Here is a 17,524-nt window from a genome sequence, read left to right on the forward strand (position 1 = left end):
CCCCAACGCGATCGCCACGCTTCGCCCTCTCGCGCGATCGCCCTTCGCCCGCCCCAAGCGGCATCCCCTTATCGGGCTTCCCCCAACGCAACGAGCACGCGCGACCCCGCGCGCTCGCACTCATCTGTAGCCCGAGAGAGGTAGTCACACGTACGCTGCATGCAGACAATTGGCCGATTTTTGGCCACGAAACCGCATTCTGGCACAATGACTGCGCGCCTTCGCTCCAAAAGCGCGTCCCTTCATAGCGAAAGCCCAGGTCGGCAATTTCGACAGGATCGACGCGCCTTCGAAACGAGCCTGATTCGTGCCAGAACGCGGTTTCGTGGCCAAAAATCAAACGTTTTTCCGCACGAGGGGGGGGGCGTAAAGGGCTTTGGGGTGCAAGGACGCAGAGAGAGTGACGCGCGACGAGAGAGCGCTCTTGGCCTCGCCCACAGTCGGCAGCAGCGAGAATGCCGCACGCAGAGAAAGAAGGTGCGCAAGGGCCGCGCATAAGGCGGGACAGACGGCCAAGGAAAGGCCGGGAGAACGGATCTCGTCCATCGACGGCGATCGCCCGCGCCATTGCGCTCGCACGCGCCCCGGCAACTTCTCCTACCCCATCGCCTTGCCGTGATCGGCTTCGCGTTCGCGCTCCATCAGGCACCATTCCGCGCCCGATCGAACCGCCCGCCTCGATTCTTTGCGCCAAGCGCGTCTTCGCCAACCCTGCTCGCTTTCATCCGCATCTCGGATCCCTTCTCCAAAATTGTGCGACTGCACAACAAGAGGTGTATTCATCATCGATGCGATTTCCTTTTCATCGGCATGATCGAAAGGAATCTCCCCATATGAGCGTCGGGAATTTACCCATTTGTTAGTTAAATCAGTCTCAATTCACAAAACGATCACGTGTGCCACATATCATTTTCAATCCCTGGTTTTATAATGGCCTCAGCAAACGAAAGGTTCCCCTCCTTTTCAGTTTGCATCTGCTTTTCCCCTAAAGCAGAGTCGGTGCCTTCGAGGCACCGCATCATCCCCTCCTTGTGGCCCGGTGGAGCTCCCCTCTCCCCGGGCCGATCTGTTTTCCAAGCCTTTGCGGCCAGCACACTCCCAGCGTTGATGCCTAAAGGTTATGGGACAAAACGGGGTTATGTTTCAAAGCTTGGGAGCTCTGGGACAAAAGGTGGCTATAAGCCAAAACGCGTACCCCGGTCTTGGTCGCAATCAATATGGTATGTGCATCTGGAATGATCGTTCACCGCCTGCGCTCAGCGACCGCGCGGAACTCGCCCCAAACGGCCTCACCTCCGTATTCGCTGGGCAATCCGCCCTCCTTTGCCGGCCTCGTTGAGGCCAGGGCGAACAACCCTTCGGCCCCTTCGTCGGTCTTCATCTTGCGCAACATGCCAGCCTCGCTCATGTCATGCTCGGATTCGGGAAGGCACTCCCGCCAGTCGCTCTCAAGACGATCGGCCAGACGAAGGCCATTAGCCAAAAGCGCGTCCAGCTCAAATCGAAATCGATACGGCGCACTTCGGCATGCAAACTGCCCCTCGAATCGCGGACAGAGCGGACAGCGTCGAAAAGAAAAGGCCGGGAACCCTGAACGAGTGACCCGGCCCCACACTTGGACCGCATCGCACAATGAAGCGGTCGCCTTTGTCGCATCGGATTGCAAAGCGCGACAGAGCAAGAAAGGCACCGCCACGCGCACAATCGCACGCGCTTCGCGCGAAGCGCGTGCTCGTTTATTGCGCGGCGTTCTTCCTGGCGAACAGCACGTTGTTCGTCTCGAGCCAGCTTTCCACCGTGCCGGTGTCGAAGCCGTCGGCCGGGTCGATCACGAGCGCGTACATCTCCTCCTCGCGCAGCACCGCGTCGAGCGCGTCCGTCAGCTGGATCTCGCCGCCCACGCCGGGCTGCACGTCGGCTAGAAGCTCCATCACGCGCGGCGACAGCAGATAGCGTCCGAACACCGCCAGATTCGACGGCGCGTCCTCAAGCGCCGGCTTCTCCACCAGCGCGTCCACCTTCCACACGTCGTCGGCCACCGCCGCGCCTGCGATCACGCCGAAGCGGCTCACCTGGTCGTCCGGCACCGGCATCACGGCGATCACGCTCGCGCCGCCGTGCGCGTCGGACACCTCCTGCATGCGCGGCAGCATCTTGTTGTCGGGCACCAGCACGTCGCCCAGCAGCACGTAGAACGGCTCGTCGCCGGTCTTCTCGTGCGCGCAGCGCACGGCATGGCCCAGCCCCAGCGCCTCGTCTTGGTACACGTAGCTCACGTTGTAGGAGCCCACCTGCTCCACGAGGTCGGCGTACTTGTCCTTGCCGCGGGCGCGCAGCGTGGCCACCAGCTGCGGGTTCGGGCTGAAATGCTCCTCGATGGCCTTCTTCTCGCGACTGTTGATGATGACCACCTCGTCGGCGGCCGACGCCAGTCCCTCCTCCACCACGTACTGGATGGCGGGGCGGTCGACGACGAGCAGCATCTCCTTCGGCTGCGCTTTCGTCGCGGGCAGGAAGCGCGTGCCGAGGCCGGCTGCGGGAATGAGTGCTTTCATGGGCGAACCTTTCTCAAAGCATACGCAGGGCGTCGAGAAAGCGACGCCCTGTCCATCACGTTCGTTTATTGTAGCACGGCGCAACCGCACGGCCATGCCGACCGTCGAAAGCGCATCTGCGCGCGCCGCAGCTCACAACGCCGCGCCGCGCCCTCTGGCGCGCCGGCCGAAAGGCACCGCGCCTCGGTGCGCGGATGCGCGCGGGCGATGCGCTTTCGGTAGGCGCACCAGCCGAAAGGCGCTGCGTCCCAGCGCGGCAAGACCGCGAGCGTCCCAGACCTCCGCGCTGGCACGACAGCACGGCGCGCATCCTGCGACGAGCCCCGCCCGCCGCCGAGACAGCCCACACCTGCGCCCGCTCCGCGCCGGCTCGGTCGCGCCGCTCAGCGCGCCGTCTTCGCGTTCCTCTCGGCCAGCGCCTCCTCGAGAACGGCCATCTGCGCCTCGGACTTCTTCATGCCGCGCATGACGATGAACACGTACACGAGCAGCGCCAGCCAGATGAGCGCGTACGCCGCGATGATGTAGGGGGCCGACGGCAAGATGGTGCTGTAGATCTCGGCAAGAACCTCGTTCATGACTGCTCCTTATTCGCGAATCCCGTTCACATGAAAACAACCGTCGCCCGCCGCTCCCTGTGCGCCACGCGCCCTGTGCAGCTGAAACGACACGCAAAGCTGCGGGGGGCGCATCGCGGCCCCGCGCCGCAACGCGCGGCTTCGAGGCCGGGGCGCGGACGACGGCGAGACGTCAATCCTCCAACTGCTCCTTCATGGCCTCCACCCGTTGCGCCAACCGCACTTGACGGAAACGCAGACGGTACAGGCCGAAGCCCACCATGCACATGCCCGCCATCACCACGGCCACCGTCATGCCCATGTCGGCAGACATGCCGCCCTCACGCAGCACGACAGGATGGATGCTCGAGGGGATGAGCCGGGTCACCATGTAGCAGATCGGCACGTCCACCAGCGCGATGACGCTGATGACGGCCGCATAGGTCGCGCGGCGCTCGGGCTCGTCGATGGCGCTGCGCAGCACGAAGTACGCGATGACGACGAGCATGAGGATGAGGTAGGTGGTCAAACGCGGCTCCCACGTCCACCACACGCCCCACTCGAAGCGCGTCCACATCTCGCCCGTAACCATCGTGCACACCACGAACAGAAGCGCTATCTCCATGCCGATCTTCGAGCACGTGTCGAAACGCTGCTCCTTGGTCATGAGAAACCGTATGGCGTAGTATCCCGCGAACGCAAGCGATGCGAACGACACGATGGCCACCGGCATGTGGAAGTAGAAGATCTTCTGCGACAGCAGCAGCTTGGACGACACCATCTGGCCGCCGATGAGCTCCACGCCGTCAACCGCCGCGCCGTTCACCGGTCCCGCGTAGAAAAACGCCATCAGAAAGCCGATGGTGGTGAGCACCGCTCCCGCCAAGAGCATCCACGGCGCGATGCGGTCGGGCCATTGCCCCGCCTCGGGCAGCTTCGCCGCCCTCCTCTTCGTTTCGGACATACCATCCCTTCTCTCTCGAAACCGACCGCAGAAGCGCGGTCGATCCTCACCCGCATCCGACGTTCCGGCAGCCGAGACGCCGCCGAAGCGAACGCTAGGCGCTGATCACGAAATCGTACAGAACCCAGCCGAGCAGCAGCATGATCACATCGTAGCCGCCGGCCAGCACAAGCGACTGGAAGAACACGTCCAGGTACCCGTCCGACCCCACCACGACCGCCGTCGTCGCCGACGCGCACGCGTACAGAAGCGGGAAGATCAGCGGCACGAACAGCACCGCCAGCATCACGTCCTTTCCGCGCGTGTTCACCGTGATGGTGGACAAGAGCGTGCCGATGCCCGCCATGCCCACCGTCCCCACGAAAAGCGGCGCCACGATGAGGCCGAAGCTCTCCGACGGCGACACCGACGTGAGGAAGAAGAAATAGAACAGCGGCACGGAGATAACCTCCACCGCCAGCAGAAACAGCAGATTCGACGTCGCCTTCGCCAGAAAGACCACCGAGCGATCGAGCGGCACCAAGAGGATGCCCTCCAAACAGCCCTGCTCCTTCTCATGGCCAAACGAGCGGTTCAACCCCAGAAGCGACGTGAACACGATGAGCGCCCACAGAAGGCCGCCCGCCACCTGCAGCACGTCGAGCGCTTGCGCGGTCTGCCCGAGCGCCGCGCCGTACACGATGAGCACGAGCAGCGCGTAGATGCCCATCGACGTGAGCATCTCCTTCGTGCGGAACTCCTGCTCCAAATCCTTGCGCAAAAGCGTCTTGTACTGCTGGAACGTCGAGGGCTTCCTCAACGCCACACCGCCCGCCGTGCGCACGTCCACGCCCTTCCCGCTCGCCATCTACGCCACCCCCATGCCCACCGTCGAGCGGTACAGGGCCGAGAACTCGTCGAGATCGAACGCGTCCTTCTCGTCGAAGGCCACCACGCGGCCCTTCGCCAGCACGAGCGCATGCGTGCACATGGCAAAGCCCTTCTGCAAATCGTGGCTCACCATGACGAACGTGCGACCCTCGCGCTGCCGTTCGATGAGCTCGTCGAAGATCTCCACCGCGTGCGGGTCGAGGCCCGAATAAGGCTCGTCCAAAAACACCACGTCGGGGTCGTGGACGAGCGCACGGGCGATGGAGAGGCGCTGCGTCATGCCGCGCGAGAACGTGCGCACCACGTCGAGGCGGCGGTGCTTGAGCTCCACCGCCTCGAGCAGGTCGAGAACGCGCGCCTCAGGCTCGACCACCCCGTAGAGGCGCGCGTAGATCATAAGGTTCTGCTCTGCCGTGAGATCCGGATAGAGCATGGAGTTGTGCGAGATGAGGCCGATGTGGTCGCGCGCCCGGTCAGGCTCTTCCTTCAAGTCCACACCCATGAGCGTGGCCGTGCCGGACGTCGCACGGGACAGCGTGGACAGCATGCGCAAAAGCGTCGTCTTCCCCGCCCCATTCGGGCCGAAGATGGAGAGAAACGCCCCCTTCGGCACCGAGATCGTCACGTTGTCGACGGCCTTGCGGTTGCCGAACACCTTCGAGAGCTTCTTGGTTTCTATCGCGGCGACCGCGCTGCCCACGCCCACGTCAGCCCTTCTTCCCGCCCTCGTCGTCGGCAGACGCGTCTTCAGCCCCGTCGTCGCCGGAAGAGGCCGTCACCACCACAGCGCGCTCCTCCACGACCGTCCGAGCGCCGTCGCTTTCGACCGACGCCTCGTACGATGCGGCCACCACGACGCTGTCCGTGTCGCCGGAAACCGCCTTCTTCGCCTTCGCCTCGAGGCGCGCCTCCTCGTCCTCGACGCCCGCGAGCTTGCGGCTCGCGCCGCGCCGCCCGAAGGTCGACACCACGATGCCCGCCATGAGCAGGAAGAAGCCCGCCCACACGAACGAGATGAGGGGGTTCACCCGCACGTCCATGGAGAAGTCGCCCTCGGTGTTCACACCGCGGTACACCACGAACAGGTCCTCGGTCGGGAAGGAGATCACGCTGGCCACGAGCTTTTGCTGCTGGGTGGACTGCACAAGCTGCACGGTCGGGTCCACCGTGCCGAGCGCTTGGCCGTCCTTCTGCACGTCGAAGCGGACGGTGTAGAGGATGTCGTCGCCGTTGTCCTGCGGCTCCACGGAGTTGCCGGTGTAGGTGAGCGTGAAGTCCTGGATGGCGAAGGGGGCCGCTGCCGTGTCCGTCTCCTCGTCGTAATCGATGTAGCCCACGCGCTCGGTCACGTACATGGACGAGCCGATGAGGCCCACGAGGATGACCGCCATGCCGAGGTGCGCCACGAAGCCGCCGAACGTGGACGCGCGGTTCACGAGCAAGCCCCACGCGGCCGCAAGCGCATTGCCGCCGTGGCCCTTCTGATAGCCGCGGATGGTGCGGCCCAGCATGAACAGCGAGTTGAAGAACAGCACGCTCGCCACGAAGAAGCCCACGACCGCCAGCCCGTTGTAGTACCACGACGGGTTGAGGACGCTCAGCATCTCCTCGGCCGAAGCGTCGCCCGAGGCCGCCAAACCGGTGTAGTAGTCGAGGTTGGCGTTGTAGCTGGGCAGGAGGTACGTCGCGAAGTACACCATGAGCACTGCGAACAGCGCGAGCGCGAGCACGCCCGGAACGCGCGCGCGCTTCCAAAACTGCTTGCCTTCGGTGCGGCCCCACGAAAGGAGCGGGCACACGGCCAAGATGGCCAGGTACACCACGCCGAGCGGGCGCGCGATGGCGTCGTAGGTGCCGGTGGAGACGGTTTGCCCGCCCAACGGCAGCCACGGCCACGAGGGCAGCGCCGAGGCCACGGTCAGGTACGTCAGAAGCAGCGTGAACACCACCATGATGACGTTGTTGAAGTAGTAGGCGGCGTCCTTCGACGCCATGCTCTCCACGTCGTCGGAACCTGCGGCGGCCGGGCCGAAGCTTCTCCACCGCACGACCAACCCCACGATACCGGCCAGCACCGACAGGCCGATGAGCGCGCCGAACAGCACGAGCGACACCGGATCGCCCTCGAAGGCGTGCACCGACTGCACAAGCCCCGAACGCGAGATGAACGTGCCCACGATGACGAACGAGAACGTCAGGCACGCGCACATCACCGACCAGCGCTTGAACGCGCCGCGCTGGCGGTACACCGTGAAGCTGTGGATGAGCGCCACGCCCACGAGCCACGACAGCAAACTCGCGTTCTCAACGGGGTCCCAACCCCAGTAGCCGCCCCAGCCGAGCACGACGTAGGCCCACACGGCGCCCAAGCCGATGCCGATGCCGAGGAACAGCCACGAGAACAGCGCGTAGCGCTGCGAGCGCACCACCCACTCCTTGGAGGGATCGTTCACGATGAGCGCCGCGATGGCGTACGCGAACGGGATGGTGAGGCCCGCATAGCCCACGAACAGGGTGGGCGGGTGGATGGCCATGGCCCAGTGCTCCAAAAGCGTGTTCATGCCGAACAGCGACGCGGCGGACGTGAGGTTGCCCGAGGCGTCGAAGTACTTGGCCGGAGTGGCCGTGAAGGGCATGTTGCTCTCGGAGAACAGAAGCACGCACACGAACGCGGCGAGCACGACCTGCGAGACGAGCAGCGCCATGGCGTCGAGGCGTTTGGGAGCCTTGAGGTTGCGCGCCGCCACCACCGCGTTGAACACGGCGATGAGCCACGCCCAGAACAGAAGCGAGCCCTGTCGTCCCGCCCACAGGCCCGCGAGCTTGTAGAGCCAGGCGAAGTCGCCCGAGGCGTCGCTGTGGTAGTTGAGGACGTACTCGATGGTCATGTCGCCGGTCATGAAGCAGTACACGAGGATGCCGCAGCACACCGTGAGCCCCGCAAGCGACAGGAACACGGCGATGTGACCCGCCCATGTGAGCGTTTCGCCGAGATCGCGTTTACGCTTGCGCATAAGCGCGCCCGCGACGAGGCACACGGCGGACACGGCGACGCCGGCGAAGGCGACGAGCAGTCCGATCAATCCGAATGTTGACATGCGCTATCCTTTCGGACGGCGGCGGGCGAAGGCCCGCCGCCCCTCGAATTCCAATACGGAGGCACGCGCGAGGCTTACCCCTCGAGGGCCAGGTCGGTGGCCGCGAACTTGCCCTGGTCGTTGAGCGATCCGGTCAGAACGAGGCTCGTGCCGTCGCCCACGTCCTCGGGGATCGCGCCGTCATAGAGCACGGAAAGCTCGTCTTTGCTCTCAGGGTCGACGAGAACAAGGCGCTCGCCCGAGCCCGCCGTGGCGAGCGTGCCGGCCTTCACCTCGCCTGCCACCTTGACGGGCTTGCCCACGACCTCCTCGCCGTACTCGAGCAGGCGCGTGATCGTAAGGGCCTCGGAAGCGTTCTCGTACTTCGACGGGCACTTCGTAACGAGCTCGCTGGCATGGAGCACGCCGTCTTCGCCGATCTTGCCCGTGCAGATGGCCGTCACGTCGTTGCCGAACGTGGCGGACACGCCGCCGTTGTAGCGCACCCTCAGCTCTTGGGAGGGGTCGCCATCGGGATCGTAGATGGAGAAGGTCAGCACGTTGTCGTTCGTCTCGAACGAGTTCTCGACGACGTTGCCGGTCACCTGGATCTTCTGATCTGCGAAATCGCCGGTCACGGCATCTGCCACCGTCACCGCCTTCGCCGAGCTCGCCCCGCCCACGACGGCCAGGATGACGATCAGCACGATGACGATGATGCCGGTCACCATGCCCATGCGGCGCTTCGTTTTCGTGTTCACGTTCGCCTCCTCGAATGATTCTCTCTCGCGGTCATTTTCACGTACCTCAAAGTTCCGAAGAGCGCAATGGCGCGGAATTCAAAGATTCACCACGGGGCCGCGCCGCCTCGCTCCGACCGCGCGTCGCGCAATGCAAAACGGCGGCGCATTGCGGGTTGTCGAGCGGCCATTTCGTTCTTCGGACCTTTGACAAGGGAGCCCGTCCAAGCGCTCGCGCGCTTGAGGCGGGCTCCCTCTCGCTATTCGGTTCTCCGTCCGTCACCGGACATCGAAATCGCGCCGTGCGGCCTACGCGCCCTGAAGCTTGTTGGCCTCGGCCGTCGTCAGCCAGCCGGCGGGCAGCTTGCTCTCAGTGTGGCACTGCGTGCAGTAGTCCACGGAAGCGCGGTGCGCCTTGTGGCACTCGCTGCAGTCGATCTCGCCGTGCTGCGCCACATGCGGATTGTAGTCCATGTCCGCCGTCATCTCCGCGAGGTCGTCGCGCGTGAGGTTGTGGCAGGACTCGTTCAGGCAGAACTGATCGCCCTCGAGGCCGCGGGCCTCGGTGAGGTCGTCCACGCCGCGCTCCTCGAGCGGGTACACGTAGTTGCCCGTGACCCAGTTGATGCCCTCGTTGATCTGCTCGCTCAGCGTCGGAACGTGGCAGCCCATGCAGGTCGTGCCCTCCTGGGCGCGATGCGTGGCGGCCAGCATGCTGGACGCGTCCGCAACCTCGTTGCCCCACTTGTCGGTGGACGGCTGGCCCGGCTCCGCCTCGTAGGTGGGCAGGTACGGATCCATCGGCGTGTGGCAGATGGCGTTGCAGAAGCTCGGTTGCTCGTGCCAAACCCAGAAGCCGGCACCGGCTGCAATCAAGACGACCACCACGACGCCCACGACGATCGGCCACTTCTTCTTTCCCTTTTTCTTGGGAGCGGCTTCCTCGGTCATGGGAGCATCGTCGTTGGCGGCTGCCTCGGTGGCGGCTTCCACTTTGGTCTCCTCTTCGCTCATGCTCTCTTAACCCCCTTTCTTCTTCTCTCGAGCTTGCATCTCCACTCGTCTCTCGCATCGAAGCGTTGCCGGATCGACTCCGAACGGAGACACAAGCACTTTACCACATGCATCCTAGCGTTCATGCGACAAAAAACCTATCACCCATTTGGGGGGAATTAGCCCGAAACACCCCCGTTTTTCGTGTGAGTCGGCCTTTTTTCGCCCTCTTTCGCCCCCGAAGGGCGAGATGTCGAAAAAGCGGAAACGGAGCCCCGTCGCCCTTGCGCGGCGCAAGGGCGACGGACCCTCGGCAACACGGCCGAACGTGGACGGGTGGCGAAACCGTCCTTGGAGGGGCGGGCGCAAGAAGCGAACGCGTCGCACCTTGCGCGGAGCAACCTCCGCCCCTCCCTTCTCCGCCTCCACGGCGTCCGAGGTTCGCGAAGCGAACCCGGACGCACGTGCGGCGCGCGCCTTCGAGAAGCCGATTCGCATCGGACTCGACGACGGCTAGGCGAGCAGCGCCAGCCCCTCGTCGACCGCGGCCTCGGCCTTGTCGAGCGTTTCGCGGGTCAGCACGGAGTTGTGCGCGCCCTCGCTGTTCTCGACCATCACGAAATCCCAGTAGAACTGGGCGTTGCGCTGCAGCGTCCACAGGGTCTGAAGCTCTTCGGAGGCAGCCGGAACTTCGCCACCCGCCTCCTTGGCGGCCTTGATGGCGGCGATCTCGTCAGCGTAGCGCTCGGCAACCTGCTTGGTCATCTGCTCGATCTTCTCGCTGATCGACGTCACGCGCTCCTCTTCTTCGGCCTGGATGTCCTTGACCTTCGTCGCGAGATCGTCGTGGCACTCGCTGCAGTTGCTTTCAACGAGCTGCTGGTTCTCAAGCGGGCTCGTCCAGTTGTGCGAGGTGTACTCGCCATCCTCGCCCTCGACGGTGCCCATGTGGCAGTCGGCGCAGCTGTAGCCCTGCTTGGCCATGGGAGCCATGTCGCCGCCGTACATCGTCTCGAACTCGGTGTGCTGCACCTTGATCATCGGAGCGAGCGTGTCGGCATGCTCCCAATCCTTGTAGCCGCGCTCATCGTAGTACGCCAAGATGGCGTCGGGCGTCATCTCGTCGGTGCCCTCGTAGGGGTTGGTGGTGACCTTCGTGTCGGGATCGAAGTAGTACTCGTTGTGGCACTGGCCGCACACCTGGGACTCCATGGGAACCTCGCTTGCCTCGCCGTAGTCGCTCCCGAGCGACTTGACGAAGTACTGCCCGGTCACGCTCAGCGACTGGGGCTCGTTCTCATGGCAGTTGTAGCAGCTGATCGGCTCGGTGAACTCGCCGATCATGTCGTTGAACTTCTCGGTGTACACCTCGTCGCCCTCGCTGTTGACCTTCGCGGTGAACTGGGGCGTCTTGCAGGTGATGCAGTTCGCCAACTGCTCTTTCTGCGTGGTGCGCGGCGTCTCCTTCACGCTTTGGAGCGCATAGACGTGGCTGGACGCCTCGTCGTAGCCCAGCGCGAACGCGTAGCCCTTGTACATCGTGTTCAGGGCCGGGTACAGCTCCAGGTAGTCGTGCTTGCCGGAGTCGGGCGAATTCGCCTCGTTCTCCATGTAGGAGCTGTACTGATAGGGGTAGACGTCCTTCCATGCCTCGGCGGTGACCACGCCGTATTCGTCTGCCTTGGGCGTCCCCTCCTGCTGGGGAAGCTTGGCGTTGCTCGTTGCGGCAGCGTCGTCGCCCGCGTCGGTCGCGGACTGCGGCGCGCAGGCAGCGAGGCCTGCAACCAGGCCGAACGCGCACAGCGAGGCGCCCCAGAGCGCAACCTTGTTCCTCTTGACTTTCGTCATGAGCTCTCCTCCTTTCGTCTGGCGGTCACTCCTCCACGAAATATACATGGTTCTGCGCGGCGAGGCGATAGCCCCTGCTGCGTGTCAGGGAGTTTCCCGGCTAAATAAGGGGAAAACCCTAAGCTGACTTATCAGCGAGTTGCCGGATGCGCGTGCGGCGTTGCGGCGAGCCCCGCGTCGAATCGCCCCACGCAACGAGGCGGCATCACGTCGCGCACGGAAAACCGTTCTACGCCGAATGCTTGGTCGAAGCGATGTATCGGGAACGGGGAAGGAAGAGAACTCTGCAAGCCCTCTGGCGTACAGGGCCACGAACAGCAAAAAGCCGGAGTAGCGATCTCCGGCTTTGGTTTCCGTGGTGGAGATGATGGGATTCGAACCCACGACCCCCACGTTGCGAACGTGATGCTCTCCCAGCTGAGCTACATCCCCACGGGGTTATGCGCGCTCTCGCGCGAGGACACATTTTGCCTGTATCGATGCGTTTTGTCAAACGGAAATTTGCACGGAACCGCGAAATACACACGAACAGCTAGTCGTCGGGGAAGACGCGACGATACTCGTCCCATGTCATATGTTCGAGAATATCCCCCGGCTGGCAGTCAAGCACCTCGCACAGCATGTCGAGTGTGCTGAAGCGAACAGCGCGAATCTTTCCGGTCTTGATGCGCGAAAGGTTCACGTTGGTAATGCCCACCTTCTCCGCCAGCTCGTTGAGGGAAATACCGCGGTCGGCCATGATGCGATCGAGCCTGAGAACGATTGGCATCGATCCCACCTACAACGTCTCGTCCGAGAATTCCTGCAAGAGGACGCCATATTTGAACACGAACGAGAAAGCGAAAACTACAGCTGCAGCTATAAAGGGAGCGAAATTGATTGTAATGACAGGATCTTCCATCGCCGAATAACGCCCATCATAATGCAAGAATGCCGCATTACAAGATATTCCAAAATCGATGATCGCATATCCGACAAGCGCCAAAGACATTTTGCGAAGCCGCCTAACCTGAATCATGGAAAACGGTGATTCCCCATTCGCGGCATCAGAGAACACCTTAATGAGAATCGCTAACATTACCCCAATAACCACGCCATCGAGAATGTAAAGAAATAGGCCTACAACGCTAATATTGCCAACACTGAAAAACGAGTTGAGATTCATTAGCGAGCAAGCCATAAAAAGGGACGAAACAGTCCACCAAAAACAGAACACGAGAAATATGGACTTCATCGCAAAATTCAAAAACTTGCACACCTTGCATACTTTTGACAATGATTCCCTAGCATCATTCTCTTCTTGGTTTGGCAAAACTTCTCCTTCGACAGCAAAATGCGATTCACAGCTACACAGCCATCATAAAAGCGGCCTCAAGCGAGGCCGCTTTTATGATGTAGCTAGAACCCAATAGCGATACAAAAATTACCCGCTACACCAATTGGCGCGCAGACAGACCGCGTATCTCCATCGCTATAGAACAGCATACGTCTCACCTCCTTTGATTGATCGAATCGGACATCATGCGGCCCAAAGCGTCGTAGAACGCCTGGGTCATGGCGCAGTACGAGTCTGGCGACTCGAGACTACCGGTAGAGAACAGTGAGCGGGCGCGACAGCCTCCCCCGCACAGATGAACGTAGCGGCACGTCGAGCAGCCCTCAAACTTTGAAGCGTCGAGGGACCGGAATCGTTGGGCGACGTCGCTCTCAAGCGCTTCGGCCAGCGAACCGGTGAACGCGTTGCCCATGGCAAGCTCGGGCCGCTGAAGCATATGGCACGGGTAGACGGTGCCGTCGGCGGCCACGCTCACCTCTTTGCAGCCGGCGCCGCAACTGCGCTTGACCGTGAGGTTGAGGCCCACGGGTGCATCGAGCAACGCAAGCGGCCGACCGCCATCGAGCGTGAGCAAACCGCGTCCGAGGGCACACAGCTCGTCATCCCCAGGCAGCAACGGAACCAACACGTCGCTCGCCTCGCAGGAGAGCAGGCTGAAATTGAGCGTGACGCCAAGCTCCTTCGCCAGCCGTACGTAAGCGGGAAGCTCGTCGAGGTTCTTCGCATGCACCGTGGGCAAGATGTGCGCAGGGATGCCCGCGGTCTGCACGTCGCGCACAGCCTGGACAAGCTGATCGAAACGTTGGCGACCGCGGATATGGGCCGGCGCGTCGGCTGAGCTGCCGTCGAACGAGACGGACACGCAATCGACATGCGGAGCAAGCCGCGCAAGCGCGTCTGCGGAAAGGCACATGCCGTTAGAAAGGACGGTCACCTTCGCGATGCCGGCGCGCTTCGCCCTTTCCACGATGTCGGGTAGGTCGGCGCGCAGAAACGGCTCCCCTCCCGATATGACGAGCTGCGCCACGCCTGCCGCAGCCAACTCGTCGACGGCATGGAGCACATGGTCAAGCGGAGCGTCGGCAAGGGCGTTGCGACCCGCATCGAACGAGTAGCAGCCGGCGCAGTCGAGGGTGCACCGCTGCGTGACGTGCAAGTACGCCGCGACGACGCCCTCCTTCGCCCTCGCATCGCCATCTTTGCCCGACCGCGAGCACGTGAAGAACTCGCCCTTCATAAGATGCTCGAAAAGCGCCGGATCGACGGCCGCCACATCCTCCTCGGGCACGTCCTCCTCGAACAGGCGCGCGCAGACGCCGGCCCCCTCCCGCGTAAGCCCGATCGCATAGCCCGTGTCGAGGGATCCCACCATGGGCACCCCTGCGAAATCGAACGACACCACCGCTTCGGCGAATCTCAACGCAGACTCCTCACCGTGCTCCTCTCGTACGGAGCACATACTATACACCTTCGAGGGAGCCTTGAGCATGCGCGCGAGCGCGAACGTCCCGAAAACACGCATGCTCCAACCATCTTCGTAATCGCATGGTTACATATCGTCGTTGTCGCTTGCCATCTGGGAGGATGATCTTTTTTATCATACGAAATGGCATGTTTGCTTTTAACGTTTTATGATAAATTTGAGCCGTCGAAAATCCAACAGCGACAGGAAAGCCGACCAGTGAACATCAACCAACTGGAATACTTCGTCACCACCGTGCGATGCGGCAGTTACTCCTTAGCCGCCCGAGAGTTATTCGTTGCACCGCAAACCGTCGCTAAAGCGGTAAACGATCTTGAACGAGAGCTGAACGTCAGCCTTTGCAGAAGATCGAGCAGAAGCATCGAGCCAACCCCGTTCGGACAAGTGTTCTCGACGCGGGCCTCCGAGATACTTTACCGTTTGACAGAGCTCGAGTCTCTTGCGAAACGCCAAACGCTATCTCAGACGGAAGAAGGCGTCGCAATGCTCGCAGTGGCTTATTCGCCGCACCGGGGAAACGCGATAAGCCCGAGCGACTTCGCGCCCTTCGACAGAAAGCACCCACGCATACGGCTCAGCAGGACTTACCGTCCGAGCGGAGCCTGCCTCGCCGCCCTTGAGGAGGGCGTGGTGGACGCGGCCATCGTCGCGGGACGCACGACGAGGCCCAACATCGTCTGCACGCGTCTGCTTTCGTTTCCCCTCAGCCTCGCGATCTCGCGAAACCACCCCTTGGCTCGCCAAGACAGCATCGATTTCGAAGACCTTCAAGGTACGCCGATCGCAGAGCCCGAAGACCTTCGCTACTGCCACAACGTCATCGCCGATCGTTTGCTCGCGCAAGGCGTCGAGCCGATCTTCACCGCCGTCCCTCCTCATGTTACGGACCATCGACGGTTTCTCGATGAGAAGCGCGGTGCGTTCTTCGTCGTCAACGATCCCGCCCTCGTCGCACTCTACCCCGAGGCGGTCACGGTCCCCGTGGCCCCCGAAGACCCCGTGTCCATTCCGCTGTGCTTGGCATACGCGCAGAACAACGAGAACCGCGTGCTGCCCACCGTCGAAAGCTATCTGATCAACCTGGCCGCACGCATCCGCAAGCAGGGCCGATGACCGCCCGAAGGCCTTGTGGCCCGAACGCTTCGCGCATCGTGCGGACCGAGTAGAAAGGACGCCGTATGGACACCCTCTCTGATCGCGAGCTGAACGCCCGCCTTGTCGAATTGTCGAAGATCACAAGCGACCTGTTCGAACGCGCAAGCGCTACCGGAACCGTGCCAACCGAACGCGAAGAGGTGCTTCGCATCGTCGCCGAGCAGTCAGAGCACGCTCGCGATCGCATCGCGCACCCCAGCAGTGATGCCGTAGAAAATTGATTCGGCGTGCGGATGGGCATCAACCGCCCGTGCGAGCTTCACTCCCGTCGTCCGCGCGAGGAGCGCGCTTTTTCTTTCGCGCACCGCGATCGTCGAGCGCACCTTTTTCGCTCCCTGCGTGGCGATCGCCACGCAGGGAGCGAGCGATTGCCCTATACTGGACAGCATGAGCGACCAGACGGCATACGACGACCCCATCCCCCTTGAGGACGCGCACGAAACTCGCGGCCCTGACGACGCGGGCATGATGACGCATCTGTTCTACGCGTTCAACACCGTCGTCACGCTGCAAGCATATGACGAGCCTACGCGGTGCGCGGCCGCGTTCGATGCCGCGCGCGCCGAATGCCGAACCTTCGAGCGGCGCCTCTCGCGCACGCTTCCCCACTCGGACATCGCGCGGCTCAACGCGGCTGCGGGCAGGGCCGTGGCCGTGCATCCCGACACCGCGGAGCTTTTGCAGGAAGCGCTGCGCTATTGCGCCGACAGCGAGGGCCGCTTCGACATCACCATGGGCACGGCGGTGCGGCTGTGGAATTTCCACGAGGGGACGATCCCTCACCGCACGGACCTCGACGAGGCGCTTGCGCACGTGGACTGGCGCATGATCGACGTGTGGAGCGAGAACGACGAAGCGCGGGAGGGCACGAGGCCGTGCGAGAGCGGTCCCGCGACCTCGGCCCGACGCCTCTCCGAGCAGCGTTGGTTCGCGCGCATCCGCGATCCGAAAGCCGCCGTCGACCTGGGCGGCATCGCGAAGGGCTGGATCGCCGATCGGCTGGCCGAGCTCATGAGCGCGCACGGCCTGAGCTCGTTCATCGTAAACCTGGGCGGCAACGTGATGGCTCACGGCTCGAAGCCCGACGGCTCGCCCTGGCGCATCGGGCTGCAGGATCCGCGACGCAAAGACGGCATCGTGGGCGCCGTGGCAGTGCGCGACGCCTCGGCTGTGACGAGCGGCGTGTACGAGCGCTGCTTCGAACGCGACGGGCGTGTCTACCACCACATCCTCGATCCGGCAACGGGGTTTCCCGTGCGCACCGACGCCGCCGGGGCCACCGTGGTCGCAAGACGGTCGATCGACGCCGAAGGTTACTCGACCACACTCGTGGCGCTCGGCATCGAACGCGGCATCGCGTTCGCGAGAAGCCACCCGGCGATACTGGGAGCGTACTTCGTCGACGAGAACGGAACGGTGACGGAGGCGTAGGGGCCGACCCGCTTTCTTTTCCGGCAAACGAAAGCGCCCCTCCCCTGAGTGCCCCATTCCCCCGATGGGCCGGGATGCTGACGACGCCGGCCTGACCAAGGCGATCGCATTCCACCCGCATGCTTGCGGGAAGCCATGGGCATTCGCGAGCGCATCCGCAGCACCGCCATCTCCCTCTTCAGCGTGCGGGAGAGGGAGACTGCTGACCGAAGGCGGCACATCGACCATGCAACCTGCAGACTGATCCGCAAGTTCGCAACGCCACGGGATACCGGAGAGGGCGCATGGAGCCGAAAGGAGCCGAACTTGCTATGGGGAATCGAGCGAACGCACGCCAAAGCCGCTTGCATTCCATTCGACCGAATGAGCGTCGACAACCAGCACAAGGCAAAAACCAAAGGGTTATGCCGCGGGTTACGAAAATAACCGCATTTCCCGCATTCGCCCGATGCGCGTCTCCTCTCGTTGCCGCATGATGCGATCCGCATCGTCGTCGACAAGACGCACTGAGCCGT

The 17,524-nt window shown here is 63.0% G+C and carries 15 protein-coding genes and 1 tRNA gene; 3 read left to right on the top strand and 13 right to left on the bottom strand.

What is annotated here, in order from left to right; translation table 11 throughout:
* Positions 1–1,736: 1,736 nt before the first annotated feature.
* The 13 genes from C2L80_RS04990 to C2L80_RS05055 all read right to left on the bottom strand — a co-directional run bounded on the left by C2L80_RS04990 (position 1,737) and on the right by C2L80_RS05055 (position 14,360).
* Positions 1,737–2,555, bottom strand: coding sequence for a UTP--glucose-1-phosphate uridylyltransferase (locus C2L80_RS04990; RefSeq protein WP_103262793.1), 819 nt, complete (start codon positions 2,553–2,555; stop codon positions 1,737–1,739).
* 383 nt (positions 2,556–2,938) lie between these two features.
* A complete protein-coding gene (locus C2L80_RS04995) occupies positions 2,939–3,133 on the bottom strand; it encodes a hypothetical protein (RefSeq protein WP_087196610.1) in 195 nt (64 codons plus the stop codon).
* 172 nt (positions 3,134–3,305) lie between these two features.
* Positions 3,306–4,076 carry a cytochrome c biogenesis protein CcsA gene (gene ccsA, locus C2L80_RS05000; protein ID WP_087196612.1) on the bottom strand — a complete coding sequence of 257 codons (771 nt, stop codon included), beginning with the start codon at positions 4,074–4,076 and terminating at the stop codon, positions 3,306–3,308.
* A gap of 94 nt (positions 4,077–4,170) precedes the next feature.
* Positions 4,171–4,923: a heme exporter protein CcmB gene (locus tag C2L80_RS05005; protein WP_087196614.1), complete on the bottom strand. Its 753-nt coding sequence runs from the start codon at positions 4,921–4,923 to the stop codon at positions 4,171–4,173.
* A complete protein-coding gene (locus tag C2L80_RS05010; protein WP_193602625.1) occupies positions 4,924–5,652 on the bottom strand; it encodes an ABC transporter ATP-binding protein in 729 nt (242 codons plus the stop codon).
* 1 nt (position 5,653) lies between these two features.
* The gene (locus C2L80_RS05015) at positions 5,654–8,044 is read right to left on the bottom strand and encodes a heme lyase CcmF/NrfE family subunit (protein ID WP_103262794.1); all 2,391 of its coding nucleotides are present in this window, start codon (positions 8,042–8,044) and stop codon (positions 5,654–5,656) included.
* 74 nt (positions 8,045–8,118) lie between these two features.
* Positions 8,119–8,784 carry a cytochrome c maturation protein CcmE domain-containing protein gene (locus C2L80_RS05020; protein WP_087196617.1) on the bottom strand — a complete coding sequence of 222 codons (666 nt, stop codon included), beginning with the start codon at positions 8,782–8,784 and terminating at the stop codon, positions 8,119–8,121.
* A gap of 288 nt (positions 8,785–9,072) precedes the next feature.
* Entirely contained in the window at positions 9,073–9,777 is a 705-nt protein-coding gene (cgr1, locus tag C2L80_RS05025) for a cytochrome c-type protein Cgr1 (RefSeq protein ID WP_087196619.1), read from the bottom strand.
* Positions 9,778–10,269: 492 nt separating this feature from the next.
* Positions 10,270–11,604, bottom strand: coding sequence for an ammonia-forming cytochrome c nitrite reductase subunit c552 (locus tag C2L80_RS05035; RefSeq protein WP_087196623.1), 1,335 nt, complete (start codon positions 11,602–11,604; stop codon positions 10,270–10,272).
* Between the two features lie 356 nt (positions 11,605–11,960).
* A tRNA-Ala gene (locus C2L80_RS05040) sits at positions 11,961–12,036 on the bottom strand.
* A gap of 100 nt (positions 12,037–12,136) precedes the next feature.
* Complete coding sequence (locus C2L80_RS05045; protein ID WP_087196701.1) at positions 12,137–12,373, bottom strand: helix-turn-helix domain-containing protein; 237 nt, start codon at positions 12,371–12,373, stop codon at positions 12,137–12,139.
* Positions 12,374–12,382: 9 nt separating this feature from the next.
* Positions 12,383–12,916, bottom strand: a complete 534-nt coding sequence (locus C2L80_RS05050; protein ID WP_129589897.1) for a hypothetical protein — start codon at positions 12,914–12,916, stop codon at positions 12,383–12,385.
* Between the two features lie 178 nt (positions 12,917–13,094).
* Positions 13,095–14,360, bottom strand: coding sequence for a radical SAM/SPASM domain-containing protein (locus C2L80_RS05055; RefSeq protein WP_087196703.1), 1,266 nt, complete (start codon positions 14,358–14,360; stop codon positions 13,095–13,097).
* 195 nt (positions 14,361–14,555) lie between these two features.
* On the opposite strand from C2L80_RS05055, the gene C2L80_RS05060 reads away from it, so the two are divergent.
* The 3 genes from C2L80_RS05060 to C2L80_RS05070 all read left to right on the top strand — a co-directional run bounded on the left by C2L80_RS05060 (position 14,556) and on the right by C2L80_RS05070 (position 17,009).
* A complete protein-coding gene (locus C2L80_RS05060; RefSeq protein WP_169998992.1) occupies positions 14,556–15,536 on the top strand; it encodes a LysR family transcriptional regulator in 981 nt (326 codons plus the stop codon).
* A gap of 65 nt (positions 15,537–15,601) precedes the next feature.
* Positions 15,602–15,799 (top strand): phenylalanyl-tRNA synthetase subunit alpha, encoded by a 198-nt coding sequence (locus C2L80_RS05065; RefSeq protein ID WP_103262796.1) that lies wholly within the window; start codon positions 15,602–15,604, stop codon positions 15,797–15,799.
* 166 nt (positions 15,800–15,965) lie between these two features.
* Complete coding sequence (locus C2L80_RS05070) at positions 15,966–17,009, top strand: FAD:protein FMN transferase (protein ID WP_103262797.1); 1,044 nt, start codon at positions 15,966–15,968, stop codon at positions 17,007–17,009.
* Positions 17,010–17,524 lie beyond the last annotated feature (515 nt).

The sequence above is a fragment of the Rubneribacter badeniensis genome (assembly GCF_002899695.1).
Taxonomy (GTDB): domain Bacteria; phylum Actinomycetota; class Coriobacteriia; order Coriobacteriales; family Eggerthellaceae; genus Rubneribacter; species Rubneribacter badeniensis.